This is a genomic window from Maribacter spongiae, assembly GCF_047345125.1.
In the GTDB taxonomy this organism is placed as follows: Bacteria; Bacteroidota; Bacteroidia; order Flavobacteriales; family Flavobacteriaceae; genus Maribacter.
This window is the reverse complement of sequence record NZ_JBLFEQ010000002.1, coordinates 231,430-250,645: the sequence shown is the minus strand read 5'-3', so window position 1 is coordinate 250,645 and position 19,216 is coordinate 231,430. Positions and strand designations below refer to the sequence as shown.

The 19,216-nt window shown below is 42.5% G+C and carries 14 protein-coding genes; 5 read left to right on the top strand and 9 right to left on the bottom strand.

Features of this window, described 5'->3' with window-relative positions; genetic code table 11:
• Positions 1-14: 14 nt before the first annotated feature.
• The 8 genes from ACKWB9_RS03680 to hemA form a co-directional block, all read right to left on the bottom strand.
• Entirely contained in the window at positions 15-1,349 is a 1,335-nt protein-coding gene (locus ACKWB9_RS03680; protein WP_414001640.1) for a serine hydrolase domain-containing protein, read from the bottom strand.
• Positions 1,350-1,486: 137 nt separating this feature from the next.
• Positions 1,487-2,473 carry a porphobilinogen synthase gene (hemB, locus tag ACKWB9_RS03675; RefSeq protein WP_414001639.1) on the bottom strand — a complete coding sequence of 329 codons (987 nt, stop codon included), beginning with the start codon at positions 2,471-2,473 and terminating at the stop codon, positions 1,487-1,489.
• Positions 2,474-2,500: 27 nt separating this feature from the next.
• Positions 2,501-3,289: a PhzF family phenazine biosynthesis protein gene (locus tag ACKWB9_RS03670; protein WP_414001638.1), complete on the bottom strand. Its 789-nt coding sequence runs from the start codon at positions 3,287-3,289 to the stop codon at positions 2,501-2,503.
• A gap of 16 nt (positions 3,290-3,305) precedes the next feature.
• Positions 3,306-4,208: an oxygen-dependent coproporphyrinogen oxidase gene (gene hemF / locus ACKWB9_RS03665; protein ID WP_414001637.1), complete on the bottom strand. Its 903-nt coding sequence runs from the start codon at positions 4,206-4,208 to the stop codon at positions 3,306-3,308.
• Complete coding sequence (locus ACKWB9_RS03660) at positions 4,198-4,740, bottom strand: GNAT family N-acetyltransferase (RefSeq protein ID WP_414001636.1); 543 nt, start codon at positions 4,738-4,740, stop codon at positions 4,198-4,200. The genes hemF and ACKWB9_RS03660 overlap by 11 nt, the downstream gene beginning before the upstream one ends.
• An 11-nt stretch (positions 4,741-4,751) precedes the next feature.
• On the bottom strand, positions 4,752-5,780 hold the full coding sequence (gene hemE / locus ACKWB9_RS03655; RefSeq protein WP_414001635.1) for a uroporphyrinogen decarboxylase: 1,029 nt from the start codon (positions 5,778-5,780) through the stop codon (positions 4,752-4,754).
• Positions 5,781-5,835: 55 nt separating this feature from the next.
• Positions 5,836-7,413 carry a hydroxymethylbilane synthase gene (gene hemC / locus ACKWB9_RS03650; RefSeq protein ID WP_414001634.1) on the bottom strand — a complete coding sequence of 526 codons (1,578 nt, stop codon included), beginning with the start codon at positions 7,411-7,413 and terminating at the stop codon, positions 5,836-5,838.
• Positions 7,410-8,666 carry a glutamyl-tRNA reductase gene (gene hemA, locus ACKWB9_RS03645; protein ID WP_414001633.1) on the bottom strand — a complete coding sequence of 419 codons (1,257 nt, stop codon included), beginning with the start codon at positions 8,664-8,666 and terminating at the stop codon, positions 7,410-7,412. Before hemA ends, hemC begins: the two co-directional genes overlap by 4 nt.
• A gap of 192 nt (positions 8,667-8,858) precedes the next feature.
• Between hemA and ACKWB9_RS03640 the strand changes: the two genes are divergently transcribed.
• On the top strand, positions 8,859-9,749 hold the full coding sequence (locus ACKWB9_RS03640; RefSeq protein ID WP_414001632.1) for an AraC family transcriptional regulator: 891 nt from the start codon (positions 8,859-8,861) through the stop codon (positions 9,747-9,749).
• Positions 9,750-9,858: 109 nt separating this feature from the next.
• Here the strand turns inward: ACKWB9_RS03640 and ACKWB9_RS03635 are convergent, their stop codons facing one another.
• Positions 9,859-10,692 carry an N-acetylmuramoyl-L-alanine amidase-like domain-containing protein gene (locus ACKWB9_RS03635; RefSeq protein WP_414001631.1) on the bottom strand — a complete coding sequence of 278 codons (834 nt, stop codon included), beginning with the start codon at positions 10,690-10,692 and terminating at the stop codon, positions 9,859-9,861.
• Positions 10,693-10,830: 138 nt separating this feature from the next.
• On the opposite strand from ACKWB9_RS03635, the gene hemH reads away from it, so the two are divergent.
• The 4 genes from hemH (at position 10,831) to ACKWB9_RS03615 (ending at position 17,955) form a co-directional block, all read left to right on the top strand.
• A complete protein-coding gene (gene hemH, locus ACKWB9_RS03630; RefSeq protein WP_414001630.1) occupies positions 10,831-11,862 on the top strand; it encodes a ferrochelatase in 1,032 nt (343 codons plus the stop codon).
• A gap of 94 nt (positions 11,863-11,956) precedes the next feature.
• The gene (locus ACKWB9_RS03625; protein ID WP_414001629.1) at positions 11,957-13,087 is read left to right on the top strand and encodes a lactonase family protein; all 1,131 of its coding nucleotides are present in this window, start codon (positions 11,957-11,959) and stop codon (positions 13,085-13,087) included.
• A gap of 123 nt (positions 13,088-13,210) precedes the next feature.
• Positions 13,211-16,345 carry a WD40/YVTN/BNR-like repeat-containing protein gene (locus tag ACKWB9_RS03620; protein ID WP_414001628.1) on the top strand — a complete coding sequence of 1,045 codons (3,135 nt, stop codon included), beginning with the start codon at positions 13,211-13,213 and terminating at the stop codon, positions 16,343-16,345.
• Positions 16,346-16,362: 17 nt separating this feature from the next.
• Complete coding sequence (locus ACKWB9_RS03615) at positions 16,363-17,955, top strand: sulfatase family protein (RefSeq protein ID WP_414001627.1); 1,593 nt, start codon at positions 16,363-16,365, stop codon at positions 17,953-17,955.
• The last annotated feature ends 1,261 nt before the right edge of the window (positions 17,956-19,216 follow it).

Sequence of the window (19,216 nt, the reverse complement as noted above, 5' to 3'; positions counted from 1 at the left end):
CGATTTATTATAAGTTATGGATGTTGTCCCGTTTTGGAAAGTGCGGTATAAAAAACCTGTTGTACCGCAGATCGTATATGGAGTTCATATAGTTTACGGTGGTTTCGGGAGGGGTAGACCCTATTGGAAAGAAAAATATATACCAATTGGTTTTTAGGGTCGGCCCAAACAAAAGTACCTGTAAATCCCACATGTCCAAAACTTTGGGGGCTGACTTCCGGAGCGGGGTAAGCTTCGGGCAATGGCAATTCCGAGTTGTTCAAAAGTGGTTTGTCAAAACCCAATCCCCTTCGATTTTCATTATCGGGATATTGGACCTGAATAAATTCCCTGACCACATTTTCGGATATGATCTGATCCGGACCATACTTTCCGTACCGTAGATAGAGCTGCATCATCTTGGCCAAATCGGTGGCTGTTCCAAAAAGCCCGGCATTACCTGAAACACCACCCAATAAAGAGGCATTTTCATCGTGTACCCAACCTTGTGTCGTAGTGTGCCTGTAGATGGTATCCACTTCCGTGGGAACTATTTTATTGGGAAAAACCTTGGTTTTGGGAAGAAACCCCAAAGTTTTGGAACCGATAGGTATATAAAAGTTGTCCTGGATGTATTTTACATAAGGAACTCCCGTAAGTTGACGGATCAGTTCCGGAAAGATAAGAAAGGTAAGCCCGGAATAGACATATTTTTTGTCCTTTGAAACTTTGGACCGGTTAATCATCCGATACATTTTTTTGGCGAATGTATTTTTTACGTACAGGCCTTCATAGGCTTCATTTTCAAATCGGTCGTTCTTTGATTTTCGTATAAACCTCTTTTTAAGTGCTCCATTTTTAGCGAGCACTTTGTCCAAGAAAACGATGTATGGTCGTAACCCGGCCTGATGCGACAATATCTCCCTTAGCGTAATGTCTTTTTTATCCTTTCGTTTGCGCCAGGGTTCCCAATAGGTACTAAATGGAACATCCAAATCCAATTTTCCCTCATCCACAAGCTTCATCAATGCGGGTAAAGGCCCCATAATTTTTGTAACCGAAGCCAGATCATAAATGTCATCCAATGCAACGGACTGTACACTGTCATACGTATGAAAACCATAGGCTTTATGAAAAATAAGATTCCCTTTTTCGGCCACCAGAATTTGTGCTCCCGGAAAGGCCTTATTTTTTATACCGTTGGTTATAATCGAATCTACATAATTGTTTACGGACAAAACATCGATTTCCGATAGCAATGAATGGGCACTTCGAGAAGTGCTTTGGAATTGTATATCAAGAGAGGGAATCTCTTGGGCAAAAATAGGAACAGTAAAAAAACCGACAAGTATATATAGAAAGGCTCTCATTGGTCTGTTATTTATTCTACATCCTAAAGGGATTGGAAAATTATTTAGCAGTATACCAATTTACATTATAATCCCTTAGCTACAAAGTAACTTTTATGTGAGGGTTAAACCAGAAAACATCTTTTAAAGAGATGGATTCAAATCAACTTTACCGCATCTTTTGCAAAATAACTGGCAATAATATTGGCCCCCGCCCTTTTAATGGCGATCAGTTGTTCCATCATTACGGCATCATGATCAAGCCACCCCTTTTCCGCTGCGGCCTTTACCATGGCATACTCCCCGGAAACCTGATATACCGCTACGGGAACATCTACTTCGTTTCTGATTTCACGAACAATGTCCAGATAACATAATCCCGGTTTTATCATGACAATATCGGCACCTTCATCAATATCCATTTGGGTTTCACGAATGGCCTCAAATCGGTTCGTAAAGTCCATTTGATAAGTTTTTTTGTCCTTGGGAACATTTTTTATAGCTACCGGGGCAGAATCCAGGGCATCCCGAAACGGGCCATAAAAAGCACTGGCGTACTTGGCACTATAGCTCATAATACCGGTATGGGAAAACCCTTCGTCCTCCAGGGCTTCACGGATCGTGAGGATACGACCGTCCATCATATCACTGGGTGCTACAAAATCGGCCCCTGCCCGGGCATGGGAAATACTCATTTCCGCCAAAACGTCCGCCGTTTCATCGTTCAGGATTTCCCCGTCCGCTACGATACCATCATGTCCATAGGAAGAGTACGGGTCCAGGGCCACATCGGTCATGACCAACATATCCGGGCAGGCATTTTTTACGGTTTTAATGGCCAATTGCATCAATCCGTTTGGGTTTAAGGCCTCGGTACCTTTATTATCTTTTAACTTATCCGGTACTTTTACAAAGAGCAATACCGCACAAAGCCCCATATTCCAGAGTTCCTTGACCTCTTTTTCCAAATGGTCCAGGCTCAGGCGATAATAATTGGGCATGGAGGCGATTTCTTCTTTGACCCCTTTTCCTTCTACTACAAAAAGAGGTACAAGAAAATCATTTGGTGTTATAACGGTTTCTCGTACCAAATTCCGAATGGCCTTGGTGTGTCGTAATCTTCTATTTCGTATGAGTGGGTACATATTTCTTCTGATTTAATAGTTATTGACTTAAATGGTTATTTCTCCCATTAAATAACAAACGGCTCGGCCCGATATTTTTACGCGATGGCCTAAAAATTCACATTGTAGATCCCCACCTCTGGAGGAGATTTGCCGGGCCGTAAGTTTGGTCTTGTTTAATTTTTTGGCCCAATAGGGAGTTAAGCTCGTGTGCGCGGAACCGGTTACCGGATCTTCGGGGATTCCACTTTGGGGGGCAAAGAAGCGGGATACAAAATCTACATTCTCGCCAGGCGAAGAAATGATTACACCACGACAATCTAAGGAATTTAACAAATGAAAATTGGGCCGGATTTGGGCTATTTCCTGTTGTGAACCATAAATCAACACATAATCTGTTTTGCCCTTGAAGGTTTCCAAAGGTGCTTTGCCAATGGCCTTGTCGATGGTGGTATCCGGTGGTAGGGTTTGTAGTTCATCGGCAGGGAAATCCATGGTCATCGTTCCATCGTTCCCTTTTTCAACTAATAATTCCCCACTTCTAGGCGAATAAAATCGAATGGTGTCTTCTATGTGTCCGTAATAATTGAACAATACAAAAGCCGTAGCTAAAGTGGCATGTCCACATAAATCTACTTCCAGTTCCGGGGTAAACCATCGGAGTTCATAGCTCTCCTTATTTTTAACGGCAAAGGCAGTTTCCGCCAGATTATTTTCAGCGGCTATGTTCTGCATCAAACCCTCTGGAAGCCAATTTTCAAGAATACAGACCGCTGCGGGATTGCCGCCAAAAATATGGTCCGTAAAGGCATCTATTTGATATATTTTCTGTTTCACAACGTAAAAGTAATGGTTAAATCCATTCCTTTGGTTTTTTCAGAACTTTGATCAGCCGTTCTTCTTCACTGCCTTTTTTAGGCTCATGGTCATAATGCCATTGTACATGGGGGGGCAGGCTCATTAAAATACTCTCTATGCGCCCGTTGGTCTTTAGGCCGAACAAGGTTCCCTTATCATGCACTAGATTGAACTCTACATATCTGCCACGACGAATTTCCTGCCAATCCCTTTGTTCCTGGGTGTATTTCAATTTTTTACGTTTTGTAACAATTGGTATATAACTGTCTAAAAAACTATTGCCCATTTCGGTTACAAAGTCGTACCATGCTTCCAGGGGCATTGTATCGGTCGCTTTACAATAATCGAAAAAGAGTCCGCCAATTCCCCTTGCTTCGTTGCGGTGCGCGTTCCAAAAGTAAGCATCGCATTTTTCTTTATATGTTCTATAAAAATTAGGATTATGCCGATTACAAGTTGTTTTGCATACGGTATGAAAATGTTGGGCATCCTCATCAAAGAGATAATAGGGGGTCAGGTCCTGGCCACCCCCAAACCACTGGTCCACCGTATTTCCTTGCTTGTCATACATTTCAAAATAACGCCAATTGGCATGTACCGTAGGCACCATAGGGTTTTTTGGATGCAATACCAAACTGAGTCCGCAGGCAAAGAAATCTACATCCCCTACCTTAAAATATGCCTGCATGCTTTTGGGAAGCGCACCATGTACGCCAGAGATATTTACACCGCCTTTTTCAAAAACGTTGCCCTTTTCAATGACCCGTGTACGACCACCGCCGCCTTCCGGACGTTTCCACATATCCTCTTTAAAGGTAGCCTTGCCATCTACCTCTTCCAATTTAGAAGTGATAGTGTTTTGCAAATCTTGTATATATTGATAGAATTTATCTTTCATTCTTCAATTCATATAGCTCCATATCTAGAGCAATGCTATTTGGAGGGGTAAATTTCTTCACTAAAGTATTCGTCCAACGAAAACCGCAATTTTCCGCCACTTTTATACTCGGTATGTTTTCGTTATGGGCAATTATTTGAAGCGTCTTAAGTTTCAGTACTTCAAAGGCCCAATGGCATAAGCGGGAAACACTTTTGGTTATATAACCTTTTCTTTCATGGTTATAGCTGATGGCATAGGCCAATTCACCTTGCTTAATGTCTTCCTTTATATTTTTTACGTAAACCAGCCCTATGATGGTTCTGTTTTCCTTTTCTTTTAGAACAAATAAAAACTCCTCTTTGTGTTCAAATTCCCTTTGTTTTTTGATGGTAAAATATTTTGCCAGATCGGGAGTTTGATTGGCTTCTAAGGTTTTTGGGAAATATTTTTTTAACCGTTCCGAATTTATGGTGACAAAATCGCATAGGCGCCAGGCATCCTTCTCTTGAACGGGATAAATGATGAAGTCGTCAAATTCAAACTGTAGCAAAACAAATGAACTTATGGTTGTTTGTACGCTTTTACCGCATCAATAAAGGCTTTGGCGTTCTCAACGGGTACATTGGGCAAAATGCCATGGCCTAAATTTACAACGTACCGATCCTTGCCGAAATCATTGATCATCCGCGTGACCATCTTTTTGATTTCTGATGGAGGCGATAATAATCTGGCAGGGTCAAAATTCCCCTGTAACGTTATATTCCCTCCACTTAGGTACCGGGCGTTCCTGGCGGAACAGGTCCAATCTACACCAAGGGCGGCAGCACCCGACCTGGCCATATCGTTCAAAGAGAACCAACAGCCTTTTCCAAATACGATTACGGGAGCTTCGTCCTTTACGGCATCTATAATTTGTTGGATGTATTGAAATGAAAATTCCTGATAATCGGTAGGGGAAAGCATACCGCCCCAGGAATCAAAAACCTGAACGGCATTTACGCCCGCTTTTATCTTTGCCTTTAGATAGGCAATAGTGGTATCCGTAATTTTTTGGAGCAATTTGTGTGCTACCACGGGTTGTGTAAAACAAAGTTCCTTGGCTTTGTCAAATGTTTTACTGCCCTGTCCCTGTACACAATAACAGAGAATGGTCCAGGGGGATCCCGCAAAACCGATCAGGGGTATCTCCTCATTGAGTTTTTCCTTCGTGGCCTTAATGGCTTCCATAACATAACCCAGGGCATCTTCCACGTCCGGAACGATTACATTTTCCAAATCCTTTTCGGAGCGGATAGGATGGGGCAAATAGGGGCCAAAATTAGGCTTCATTTGTACCTCAATGTTCATGGCCTGTGGAACGACCAGAATATCGGAAAAAAGGATGGCGGCATCCATGCCATATCTCTGTATAGGCTGAACGGTTATTTCCGAAGCCAGTTCAGGCGTTCTGCAACGGGTGAAAAAGTCGTATTTCTCCCGTATTTCCATAAATTCCGGCAAATAACGTCCGGCCTGGCGCATCATCCAAACCGGGGGCCGGTCTACGGTTTCACCTTTTAATGCCCTTAAGAATAAATCGTTTTTTATCATATTTCTTTTTTAAGACCCGGGTGTCCGGTTTCAAAAAATCCAATAGCCCTCATTTTTAGGCATAGTTGCCATTTACCAAATCTATTAGGCTCTCTGCCGTGGGTATTTTGGCAACATGTACAACGTTAAAGTGTTTTCTGGCCTCATTGGCGGTCGTTTCCCCAATGCAATACGCTACTTTGTCCGTTCCGTTGTTCTTTAAATAGCTTTCTACGGTAGACGGGCTGTAAAAAAGAATGCCCTCTACATCATCTTGTATTGCCTGCCCGGAGAGCTTGGTCTCATACACCTCTATCTGGTTTACGGTAATGTTGCTGCCGGTTAGTATCTGGGGTATTTCATCTAAACTGAGGTTGCCCCGGAAATAAGTGACCTCGGTACCCTCTAAATAGTCCGTCAAGTAGTTGGCCAGGGCGTTGGCATTGTTTTCAAAATGTTTGACTTCCCCGATTCTTTTTTGGACCAGGCGCCTTGTTTTACGGCCTACACAATAGATGTTCTCAAAATCCAGATCTTTGGCACTGCTATTGGTGAGGAGGCTTTCTACCGCATTTTTACTGGTAAAGATGACGTTTTTGTGCCGTTGTTTTAATACCGAAGGAGGGATGCGATTGGGGCTGATTTTTATAAAATCTTCCGAAGCCGTACGAATGGTCGGGGTAAAAAGTTTCATTTGGGCATCGGTGAGTTTTTTAGTAGAAAACACATGGGGTACCGTTCCCATATTATGGAGTTCGTTCATGAGCCTCCTGCCACCCCTGTTCAAGATGTTTTTGGCACAATCTACTCCTAAATCTCTATGTTTGCCCAAGGGAGCGGAATCGGAAACCTCCAATTTTTTAGAGCCATCTAAGGTTAACAGTACACCATTCAGGGTAATTTTGTTCTCTTCATCGATTTTGGCCAAGGCACCTATCGGTGCAGTGCAACCTCCCTCCAGTTCACGTAAAAACTCCCGTTCCAACCGGGTACAGATTTCAGTCTCTTCATGGTTGAGCGCCGCACATAACTCAATGACTTCCGGATCATTTTCTTTGGCAACTACCATAATGGCACCTTGGGCGGGTGCCGGCAACATCCAGGTGAGTCCAATCGTGTTTTCGGGTTCAAGGGCAATACGATCAAGGCCGGCTGCGGCAAAGATGGCTCCGTTCCAATCGTTATCGGTAAGTTTTTGCAATCTGCTGTTAATATTGCCCCTTAAATCCACAACGGTGTGGGTGGGATAGCGGTTTAGCCATTGTGCTTTTCGCCGTAAGCTCCCTGTAGCGATAATACCCTCCCGTTGGCCTAAAAATTCTTCATTTCCTTTATAGGCCAAAATATCCAGGTAATTGGCCCTTTTTAATACGGCCGCTTGCACTATGCCCTGTGGTAAGGCCGTGGGCACATCTTTCATGGAATGCACGGCAATATCTATATCATCGTTCAATAGGGCAATATCCAGGGTTTTTGTAAAAATACCGGTGATGCCCAGTTCATAAAGGGGTTTGTCCAAAACAATATCCCCGGTAGATTTTACGGGCACTATTTTGGTTTGGTGCCCTAGGGCTTCCAGTTGTTCTTTAACGGTATTGGCCTGCCATAGTGCCAATTCACTATCACGTGTGCCTATTCGGATCGTTCTGCTCATTGTTGGTCCAGTTCAATTTGAAAAACCTTTTGGATCAACTCTAGACTGGAGTCGGAATCTACACTGTTGTCCTTTAGATGGTTGGCAAATTGTTTCGTGATTTTTTGAATAAACCGGTTGGAGATTACATTGGCCTGTTCCGCATTAAAATCAGCTGTTTTTTTGGATTGGTAATCCAATTCCTCTTCCTTCATGGTATTCAATTTCTTTTTTAAGGCCTTAATGACCGGGGCAAATTTCCGGGTCTCCAACCACTGTATGAAATCTGTCTTGACTTCATTGATAATAGCTTCCGCCTTTGGAATAAACAGCTTTCTACGTTCCAGGGTTTCATCCGTAATTTGGGAGAGGTGGTCTAAATGAACCATAGTTACATGATCCAATTCCGTGACCGTGTCATCCACATTTTTGGGTATGGAAAGATCAAGGATAAGCAATGGTTTTTTTGTATATATCAATTCCTTGGTAATGGTAGGATGTTGCGCACCGGTGGCGACTACCAGAACGTCCGCTTTTCTGATCTCGGCCGGTAAATCCCCATAATCCTTAACGGCCAGATTAAATTTTCCTCCTACCTTCTCCGCCTTGCCCTTGGTCCTATTGATCAAGGTGATGTGTGGATTTTTGGTATGCTTAATAAGGTTTTCACAGGTATTCCGGCCTATTTTACCCGTGCCGAACAATAAGATATTCTTTTCACCAATACGTTCAACATTTTGGAGAATATATTGTACCGATGCAAAGGCAACCGAAGTTGCCCCGGAAGAGATCTCCGTCTCGTTCTTGATGCGTTTGCTGGCCTGAATGATAGAATTGCAGAGCCTTTCTATAAAAGGGTTGGCTATTTCCAGTTTTTTGGATCGGTAAAAACTTTGTTTGAGTTGACTGATGATTTCAAAATCACCCAAGATCTGACTATCCAGCCCCGTTCCCACCCGAAACAAATGGCTTATGGCCTCATTGTTCTTGTACACATAGGCCACTTCCTGAAATTCCTCTACGGTACCTGCAGAATGTTCGCAAAGTAATTTGATGAGTTGGAACGGATGCTGTGCAAAACCATGTAATTCCGTACGATTACAAGTAGAGGTGGCCAACAACCCATCTATGCCCTGTTCTTTTGCTTTTAGGAGCAGTTTGTCCATTGAAACCTCGTCCAGACTGAACTTACCACGCACTTCCGCATCGGCCTTTTTGTAATTAAGTCCAATGGTATAAAAAGAGCTGTGTTTGGAAATATGGTAATCCTTCATAAAGCGACACAAAAATAGAGGCAAGGTCAAAAGAAAAATAACGCTAGAAGAACAATTAATATCGATTAAAGTATTTTTAGGCATAAATCGATATTAATCGAGCAAATATCGCTATTTTTATAGTAAATACGGTGCTTTGGTAAAATATTATTTAGATGCTTTCTAAATAACTTACATGAAATTTTAAAAAGGATGGAATTTAAAAATGTCGCTCAAGGTTCATATGAGGAGATTTTGATAGAGGATGGGTTCTATGTGCTTAAAATTCAGAATAATGGGATCAGTGATACACAAGTATGTCGGGAAATTAACAAAAGGTACATTCAATTTCATTTTTGTTTAAAAGGGGGCGGAAAGTTTATTTTTAATCAGGGGAATTATGCACTGGAGATTGCCGAGGAAAATTCGCTGTTACTTTACAATACAAAAATGGATTTGCCCCTGCACTTGGAAGTATCCCCAAACTCTTCTATAGTATCTATAGTGATGACCCTACGGAAATTTCATTCGCTCTTTTCGGACCAGGCCAATTATATCCCTTTTCTGACCGATGAAAACAAGGAGCAAAAATATTATGCACAAGAGACCATCTCCCCTGCCGTTGCGGTAGTTTTAAGCCAAATCATTAATTATAACCTGCACCCGACCATTAAAAAGCTTTATATAAAGGGGAAAATATACGAATTGATATCCCTTTATTTCAATAGAAGTACGGATGCCGATGTGGAACAATGTCCCTTTTTGGTGGATGAGGACAATGTAAAACGAATAAGAAGGGCCAAGGAATTGGTGATTGATCATATGGCGGAACCCCCTACTTTGGTAGATCTTGCCAAAGAAGTAGGGCTTAGTTTAAAACGACTCAAAGAAGGTTTTAAGCAAATTTATGGTGATTCGGTCTATAGTTTCCTGTTTGAATATAAGATGGAACATGCCCGGAGGTTATTAGAGTCGGGTCAGTACAATGTAAACGAAATAGGACATAAAATAGGCTATAGCACTTCAAGTCATTTTATAGCCGCTTTTAAGAAGAAGTACGGCACTACACCAAAAAAGTATGTGATGGCCCTATCAAATCCATAAGTTTGTTTTAGAGTTGTTCCCTTGGGGGCGATACGCTGGGCCCGCCACGGGGATTGAAATCTATCCAATCATTGTGGATAGGATAGGTTTTAACAATGTTCGGTAAGAACTATGATTTTACCCTGGCGACCATAATCCCGGTATTGTTTTTTATATTCTTCAGATAATCCGTTAAGGGAAGTTTAGAAATCACCACCTTACCTGCTGTTGAAGCATGTAACAAATGTATTCTTCCATCTTTTTCTCGAACGGCGATTCCCGTATGGGTAATATCCAACCCTTTTATAGCTGTGGTCAAAGCAATGATATCCCCCGATTTTATGAGATGCTCGTTCCTTTTTATTTCAGCCTGGGCCAAAATGTAAATAGGTTCATTGTTAAGATACATTTCGGAAGCCTTAATTTTTTCATAGTTTTTGGCATCCTTTAAAAAAGGATAGAGATCGCGATGGGTACTCATAAAGTCGATTTCCTTAACGATGGGTTTTCCGCCTATTCCTTGAGTAATGTCCTTGAGCAGTTTTTTGGATTCGTTATTTGCGATCCACTCCGAAAAATAATGGAGACGAGAGGCATAACCGTTGAGTTTGCCATTTTTATACCGAATGGTCTTTAAAATATCGGTAAAATCACTGAATAAAGTTTGTCCGTTTTTGAGCATCAGGCTAAAGGCCATAACATTTTCCACAAATGTGGTGCAATCCATACCTTGTAGGTTTATGACCAAGGATTCCGTTTCGCCAATTTCCAAGGTTTTGCCCACATAGGGAGTTCCCAAAAAAGTCTTGCCTACGGCAACGACCGTTTTTCCAAAATCAACATTCAATAAACCGTTGATTTCTATAATTTTATCTTCAACGGATTGTCTGTCTTTTGGGGAACAGGTGATATTTTGGGCCAGGCTTGACTGTATGATAAGAAAAATGCCGAAAAAGAATTTCATGCCGTCCTACTTTTTATCAAAAATACGGATCAATGAGGACAAATTGGCAATGTCTATGACGCTATTGAAAAGTATTTTATGTCCGAACTACAATAAACAAAGGCAAAGCTTATTTTTGCACACGAAAATAGTATAACGATGAAAGGAGTATTATTGGTCAATTTGGGTTCGCCGGACAGTCCTACCCCTAAGGACGTAAAACCATATTTGGACGAGTTTTTAATGGATGAACGGGTCATAGATGCACCAAAATGGCTTAGGGCACTTTTGGTGCGCGGGATCATCCTGCGTACGCGGCCAAAAAAATCGGCCAAGGCCTACACCAAAATTTGGTGGGAAGAGGGTTCCCCCTTGATCGTACTTTCCAAAAGGTTTGCCAAAAAACTTCGTACACGTACACAAATTCCGGTAGCCCTGGGAATGCGCTATGGCAGCATGAGCATAAGAAAGGCATTGCAAGAACTAAGGTATAAGGGTGTAGATGAGGTATTGTTGGTTCCACTATATCCGCATTATGCCATGTCCTCTTATGAAACCGTGGTCGTAAAGGTCTTGGAGGAACAGCAAAAGGATTTTCCGGAAATGGACATTACCACATTGCCCGCCTTTTATAAGAATTCGGATTATATCCGTGCACTTTCAGAAAGTATAAAAGAAGGATTGAAAGGCTTTGAATATGACCACATCCTGTTTTCTTATCACGGCATACCGGAACGACATATCCGCAAGAACGATCCTACACGCTACCATTGTAAGATCAATGGAAGTTGCTGTCAGATAAACTCCGTTGCCCACAATACGTGTTACCGTCATCAGGTATATGACACTACGGAAATGGTAAAGGCGTATTTGGATCTGTCCGAGGATAAGGTAAGTACTTCTTTCCAGTCCCGTTTGGCGGGAGACCCGTGGTTAAAACCCTATACGGACTTTGAGTTTGAACGTTTGGCCAAGGAAGGTGTAAAACGATTGGCGGTCATTACCCCGGCTTTTGTGAGCGATTGTTTGGAAACCCTGGAGGAAATTGCCATGGAAGGCAAAGCACAGTTTAAGGAAGCGGGTGGCGAAGACTACAAACACATTCCCTGTCTTAATGATAGCGATGCATGGGTAAACACTATGGCAGGGTGGATCGATCAATGGGAAACAGAAGAAATTTTGCCGGCCTAACGCAGGTCGTACGACCGGAGTTGAGATAGGGCCAAATTAAAAACGATCGTGTGAGCGATAGTTTTACTAACTTTCGGTAGAAATCAGAATTCAAATGAAGAAAATCCTATTGCTGGTAATTGGCATTGTTTCCGTAAGTTGTACCGAAAAGAGAAAACCTGTGGAGATGCCCAATTTGTTCGTAGGAACCTATACCGATGGTGAAAGTGAAGGGATTTACAGATTTTCCTTTAATGCCGAAACGGGGGAGCTTGCCCATGATACTTTGGTGGCGACCCTGCCAAACCCTTCGTATTTGGCTATTTCCGTAGATGGTCAAAATCTCTATGCCATTCAGGAGACGGCGAATTTTGATAGCTCAGGGGGAGGTGTTACGGCGTTTAAATTGAAAGAAGGTCTTCTGGAACATCAAAATAGTATGGGTACGGCTGGGGCACACCCTTGCCATATAGCCTTGTCCGATAACGGCAATTTAGTAGTTTCCAACTATACCGGGGGCAATCTTATCGTTGCCGATTTGGAGGCTAAGGGTAGTTTGAAAGGTTCACCACAAGTGATCGACCATAAAATTCTGGATAGTACAAGTACCTCGCATGCCCATATGGCCTCATTTATGAATGATGAACTCTTCGTGTCCGATTTGGGCCTGGATGCGGTAAAAAGATACGTAAAAAAGGATGGCAAGTATATTCCTTTTGAGGCCCAACCCTCCATTTCATTGCCCAAAGGTGCAGGCCCCCGCCATTTTGTCTTCGGTCAAGAACAACGGTTTTTATACGTAATCAATGAGCTGAATTCCACCATTACCGTTTTCAAAAAAGAAAATAACGGAATCTATACCGTTGTGGAAACCAAAAATACACTTGCTCAGGGTTTTAAAGGGAAAAGTTTCTGTGCGGATATTCATTTGTCACAGGACGGTAAATTTTTATACGGATCTAATCGTGGGGAAAATACCGTTGTTGCCTTTAAGGTAAATCAAGACAATGGGCAACTTACCTTGGTTGATAGGGTATCGGTAGAAGGGGATTGGCCCCGAAATTTCACCTTGGACCCAACGGGGAAATTTCTATTGGTAGCCAACCAAAGAAGTAACAATATCTGTGTTTTTAAACGAGATGTTGAAACAGGCACCTTGGAGTTTCTAAGCAAAACGAATCTGTCCGCCCCGGCCTGCTTAAAATTTTCGGAAAACCGATACCCCAAGGATTCGACAAATTTATAGTGCCATTTTAAGTTAGAAACGGTATTGAAAGTTGGGTGGCCAAAGAAATGTTTTAGTGGCTCCCGTGCTCGGATCATCTCTTTTTCATTACATTTAAGCTAGACTAATTCCAACGACCAAAAAATGAAGGTAAGCTATATTTTTGCGGGTATTTTAGCATTCGCCCTGTCCTTGTTTCCAAATCCAGTAGAGGCACAAAGAAGAAAAAAAACAGATCGGGTTACCATATCCTATCCGGAGGAATTGTATTCCAGTTTGGAATATCGGCTTGTAGGCCCGTTTAGGGGAGGGCGTTCCACAGCTGTGACCGGAGTACCGGGAAAGCCCAATCTTTTTTACTTTGGGGCAACAGGGGGCGGTGTATGGAAAACGCTGGATGGAGGCCGTACCTGGAGCAATATTTCGGACGGTTATTTTGGGGGCAGTATCGGAGCCGTGGAGGTTGCTAAAAGTGACCCCAATGTAATATACGTCGGTGGTGGGGAAAAGACCTTGCGAGGCAATGTTTCCTCGGGTTACGGGGTTTGGAAGACCGAGGATGCCGGTAAAACCTGGATCGAGGCCGGGTTAAAGACAAGTCGGCATATCCCAAGGTTGCGCGTACACCCAACGGATTACAATACCGTATATGCTGCCGTTTTGGGAAATATCTATAAGCCCACCAAGGAAAGAGGCGTTTATAAAAGTACAGATGGCGGTGAAAACTGGAAACAGGTTTTGTACGTAAACGATCAGGCAGGTGCCGTGGACCTTGCTTTTGACCCTAACAACCCCAGAATCTTATATGCATCTACCTGGAGGGCCAAGAGAACGCCCTATAGTTTGAGTAGTGGAGGAGTGGGTTCAGCCCTATGGAAAAGTACGGATAGTGGCGAAACATGGACGGAAATTTCTAAAAATGAGGGATTCCCCAAAGATACCCTGGGGATTATTGGGGTTGCCGTATCCCCAAAAAATTCTGAACGGGTTTGGGCCATAGTCGAAAACAAAGAAAAAGGAGGGCTGTACCGGTCCGATGACGGTGGGAAAAAATGGATACAGGTCAACAGTGAGCGCAAACTGCGCCAAAGGGCCTGGTATTATACACGGGTATATGCGGATACGGAAGATGAGGATGTCGTCTATGTCCTGAACGTGCGCTATCACAGATCCACCGATGGGGGGAAAACGTTCAATACGTTCAATGCACCACATGGGGACCACCATGATCTATGGATATCACCGGAAAATGCAAAGCGCATGATCATTGGCGATGATGGTGGGGCCCAGGTTTCGTATGATGGCGGGGAGACATGGAGTACCTATTACAACCAACCTACCGCACAGTTTTATAGGGTAACTACGGACAATGCGTTCCCCTACCGTATTTATGTGGCACAACAGGACAATTCAACCTTAAGGATCAATCATCGCGGTGACGGGTTTAGTATTGATGAGGATGATTGGGAACCTACCGCAGGAGGGGAATCCGCCCATATTGCCGTGGATCCGACCAATAACGACATTGTTTATGGTGGTAGTTATGACGGATTCCTGACCCGGGTAAACCACGGAAAAGGAACGATCAGGGGCATCAATGTTTGGCCGGACAATCCTATGGGAGCGGGTGCCGAAGCGATGAAATATCGATTCCAATGGAATTTCCCTATCATATTCAGTAAACATGACCCTAAAAAATTATATACCTTTTCCAATCATGTACACCTTTCTACAAATGAGGGGCAAAGTTGGAAATTATTAAGTGGGGACCTTACAAGAAACGACCCTTCAAAACTAGGGTCAAGCGGGGGTCCCATTACCCAGGACAATACCAGCGTAGAATATTACTGTACCATTTTTGCGGCCAATGAGAGTCCGTTAAAAGAAGGCTTGCTTTGGGTAGGGAGCGATGATGGTTTGATCCATATTACAAGGGATGGGGGTGCCAACTGGGAAAACGTAACACCGCCCCATATGCCGGAATGGGCCATGGTAAACAGTATAGAACCTTCGACCTTTGACGAAGGTACTTGTTATGTGGCGGCCACCAGGTACAAGTTAGGAGATTTTCGGCCCTATCTGTACAAAACCACCGATTATGGTAAAACATGGGTGAAGATCACTAAAGGCATCCATGAAGAACATTTTACAAGGGTGGTTCGGGAAGACCCCAAAAGACAAGGATTGTTATATGCGGGGACCGAAACGGGAATGTACGTTTCCTTTGATGATGGCGTTAATTGGAACCCGTTTCAATTGAACCTGCCCATAGTCCCCATAACGGATTTGACGATCAGGGACAATAATTTGGTGGTGGCCACACAAGGCCGAAGTGTCTGGATCATTGATGACCTAACGGTTTTACATCAATTGGACGAAGCAAAGAAGTCCGCCAATGCTATTTTGTATAAACCAAAAGATTCCTATAGGACCAAGGGCGGTGCCGCCAAAACACCATCCAAAACCGCAGGACAGAACCATCCCAATGGTGTGGTAACGCATTTCTACCTAAAGGATTTATCCGAAAAAGACAGTGTTTATCTAACCTACACTACTGTGGGTGGAGATACCCTGGCCACGTATAGTAACCTAGCAAAGAAGGATAAAAAGCTTACGATTAAAAAGGGAGGCAATACTTTTATTTGGGATACCCGTGGAAAGGGAGCTGAAAAACTGGGCGGGATGATTCTTTGGTGGGCCAGTTTGAAAGGGGCAAAAGCGGTCCCCGGCAATTATAAGGTACATTTAAACGTGAATGGAAAAAATACATCCGAAACCTTTAAAATTGTTCCGGATCCCAGAGCGGAGGTTTCCGTAGAAGAAATGAAAAAGCAATTCGATTTTATTACGGATATCAATATGACGATCGATAATGCCCATACATCCATTAAAAAAATCAGGAAGATCAGTACGCAATTGGACGCTTTCGCACAGCAGTACAAAAACGAGGAGAGCACCGAAGAATTGGTCGAAAAAGCCAAGGCCATGAAGGAACGTTTGGCCGGGGTGGAAAAAGCCTTGTACCAAACAAAAAACAGAAGCAACCAAGACCCATTGAATTTTCCGATCAAACTTACCAATAAGCTAGGGCATTTGAACAGTTTAGTGGCCTTGGACGATTTTCCGCCTACAGAACAGGATATTGCGGTAAAAGATGAGCTTACGGGGAAAATCAATGCACAGTTAAAGATTTTTGATGAAGTGGTCTCTAAACAGCTACAGGAATTCAATACGGAGTTCAACAAGCTTAAATTGAATTATTTATTTGTTGAAGAATAAATGGTAAAGTTTTTGGTGTGAAAGCAAGAAAGGTTATCGGAACTATTTGTATCGGGATTACCGCGATAACGAGCCTTTTATATTGTGGTAACGGAAATGCACAAAATAAAGAGGAAAACAGGCCGAACATTCTGTTTATTCTTTCCGATGACCATACGTCACAGGCATGGGGTATATACGGTGGTATTTTGTCGGGCTATGTTCAAAACGGGAATATCAAAAGATTGGCGAATGAAGGTGTTGTCCTTAACAACGCCTTTTGCACCAATAGTATCTGTACCCCTAGCAGGGCAAGTATTCTTACGGGCCAATACAGTCATGTTAACGATGTTTACACCTTAAGCGAACCACTGCCTCAAGGGCACCCCAATATAGCCAGGACCTTTTCCGAGAATGGCTATCGTACGGCTATCATAGGAAAATGGCATTTGGTAGCCCGACCGGAGGGTTTTGATTATTTTAATGTATTACCGGGCCAGGGGCGCTATTGGAACCCCATTCTAAAGACCGAAGAAGACTGGGTAGACGGGTACGATTCGTCCCGGGGAACCGTTTATGAGGGTTTTTCAACAGATGTCATTACGGACCTGACCATACAACATCTTAAAGAAAGGAATACGGATGCCCCTTTTTTAATGTTCTGCAACTTTAAGGCGACCCATGAACCATTTGACTATCCCGAGCGGTATAAATCTTTATATGACGGTATGGAAATTCCGGAACCACCATCGCTTTTGGATTTTGGTGCCAGCACCACGGGCAGGACGTTTAAGGGGCAGGTTTTGGAAAATTTGGCACTAAGATGGGCCAAGGCCACCGAAAGCCCCGAGGAGTTCTGGACCAGTTACCCCGGTTTGCCCTATCCTTTGGAAAATTTGGACAGCGTACCATTGCGAAAAAAAATCTACCAGAAACTGGTCAAGGATTTTATGCGCAGCGGTGCCGCCATAGATGATAACATAGGCAGGTTACTGGACTTTTTGGAAACGGAAGGCCTGGCGGAAAATACCATAGTGATCTATACGGCCGATCAGGGATATTTTCTGGGGGAACATGGGTTTTTTGATAAACGGCTGATTTATGAAGAGTCGTTACGGATGCCCTTTGTTATTAGATATCCCAAGGAAATTGAACCGGGCAAACGTATTGATGATATCATCCTGAATATAGATTTTGCCGCATTATTGGCGGATTTTGCCGGTATCCCGATACCGGATTATATACAAGGAGAGAGCTTTCGGGCCAATTTATCCGGCAGGACGCCGGAAAACTGGCGAAAGCAAATGTACTATAGGTATTGGCTGCACCACCCGGATAGGCCCGCACATTTTGGTCTGCGTGACCAAAGGTACAAGCTTGCCTTTTTTTACGGTAGGGGACTGGATAAAAAAGGAACCTCAAAAGTAAATACCGATCCGGCATGGGAGTTTTATGATTTGGAGAAAGATCCACAGGAATTATACAACGCCATACATGATTCCCGATATAAGACTATTATACAGGATATGAAAAAGCGATTATTGGAAGAACGTGGCAAATATAATGATAGGGACGAGGATGCACCCATTGTTGGGCAATTGCTGAGCAAGGATACGGATATAGGAAACTAACATATTCAGATGTACAGGATTAACTTTTGTTGATCCTTGATGATATTCCCAACTACGGGAAAAGAATTGGAATAAAGGTAGTACGTTGCTGTTTTAAGCTTTGATCCTGTGTAAATTCCTTGATGCATTATCCATATTGGTATACGGACTTTCCTTTTGCCGGTGTACGGCATACGAGCCAGGGTTTAATGTTGGCCATTTTTAAACGCGTATTATACCGTTTGGAATATAAAACTTAATTAAACTTGGACATGAACCTATTAAAATCGATTAGATTAGTGTTTTTAAAAAGGAAATAAACGTACCTCGATACGTTTATACAATTGTTGGCAGTTAAGTTAAAAATCTCATTCTACACAACCATAAGAATGATAGAGCATCTATTGATTATATAATCAGCTGAAATATGAAAATCACTTCTTAATTAGAAATTTGGTGCTTTTAATAGTTGCAATATTTATCTTCTACAGTTGTTCAAAAAATGACGATGAAATTTCCTATGATTTGACTGGTGATTGGAAAGTAATCTATTTTATGGATAGGAATAAAAAAATAACCAAAACTGAAGATAATACTTGGCCGGACATAAATAATAGGGACATTACCGCAAATTTCACTAGACCCCGATAGTAATGGAAAGGGAACGATTTCTGGAATTACCGTATCGAACGGATACAATGGAAACTATACCATTATAGAAGAGGGGAAAATAGTAATTGGGCCAATTACAACAACATTTATTAACGAACCCGAATGGACGAAATTATTTCACATTAGTTCGGCTGAAAACTTCGAGATTAGAAACTCAAGGCTCTTAATATATTACGGTAACAATACAATTGCTTTTGAGCGGAATTAGGGCTTTATAACTTTAGGACCTGAACTAAAGCCAACTGCCAACAATGGCTCTTATGAAAAGCCCTAGTCCGGTTCCCTAAAGTTAATCAACATTTTCTTGTTTGCTTTAAACCACCTTTTTTTTGATATAACTTGCTCTGCATCCTATGCGTAATCAGCCCTTAATGGGTCGTAGCCGGTATCTGTATGGTCATAAGTTTATGAGGGAAGCACATCATAAGGATTGGTTATTTCATAATCCGAATGACGTTTTGCATACAATTGAAGCTATGGTAGCTACACTTGTGAATGTTGATATCGATTGCATCTTTATAAATTTCCATACTTTTATAATTGGTTATTTAAAGATGTCGCATAAACTATTTCCTTTAACGGGTTCAGGTAACCTAGTACTCCTGGTTCT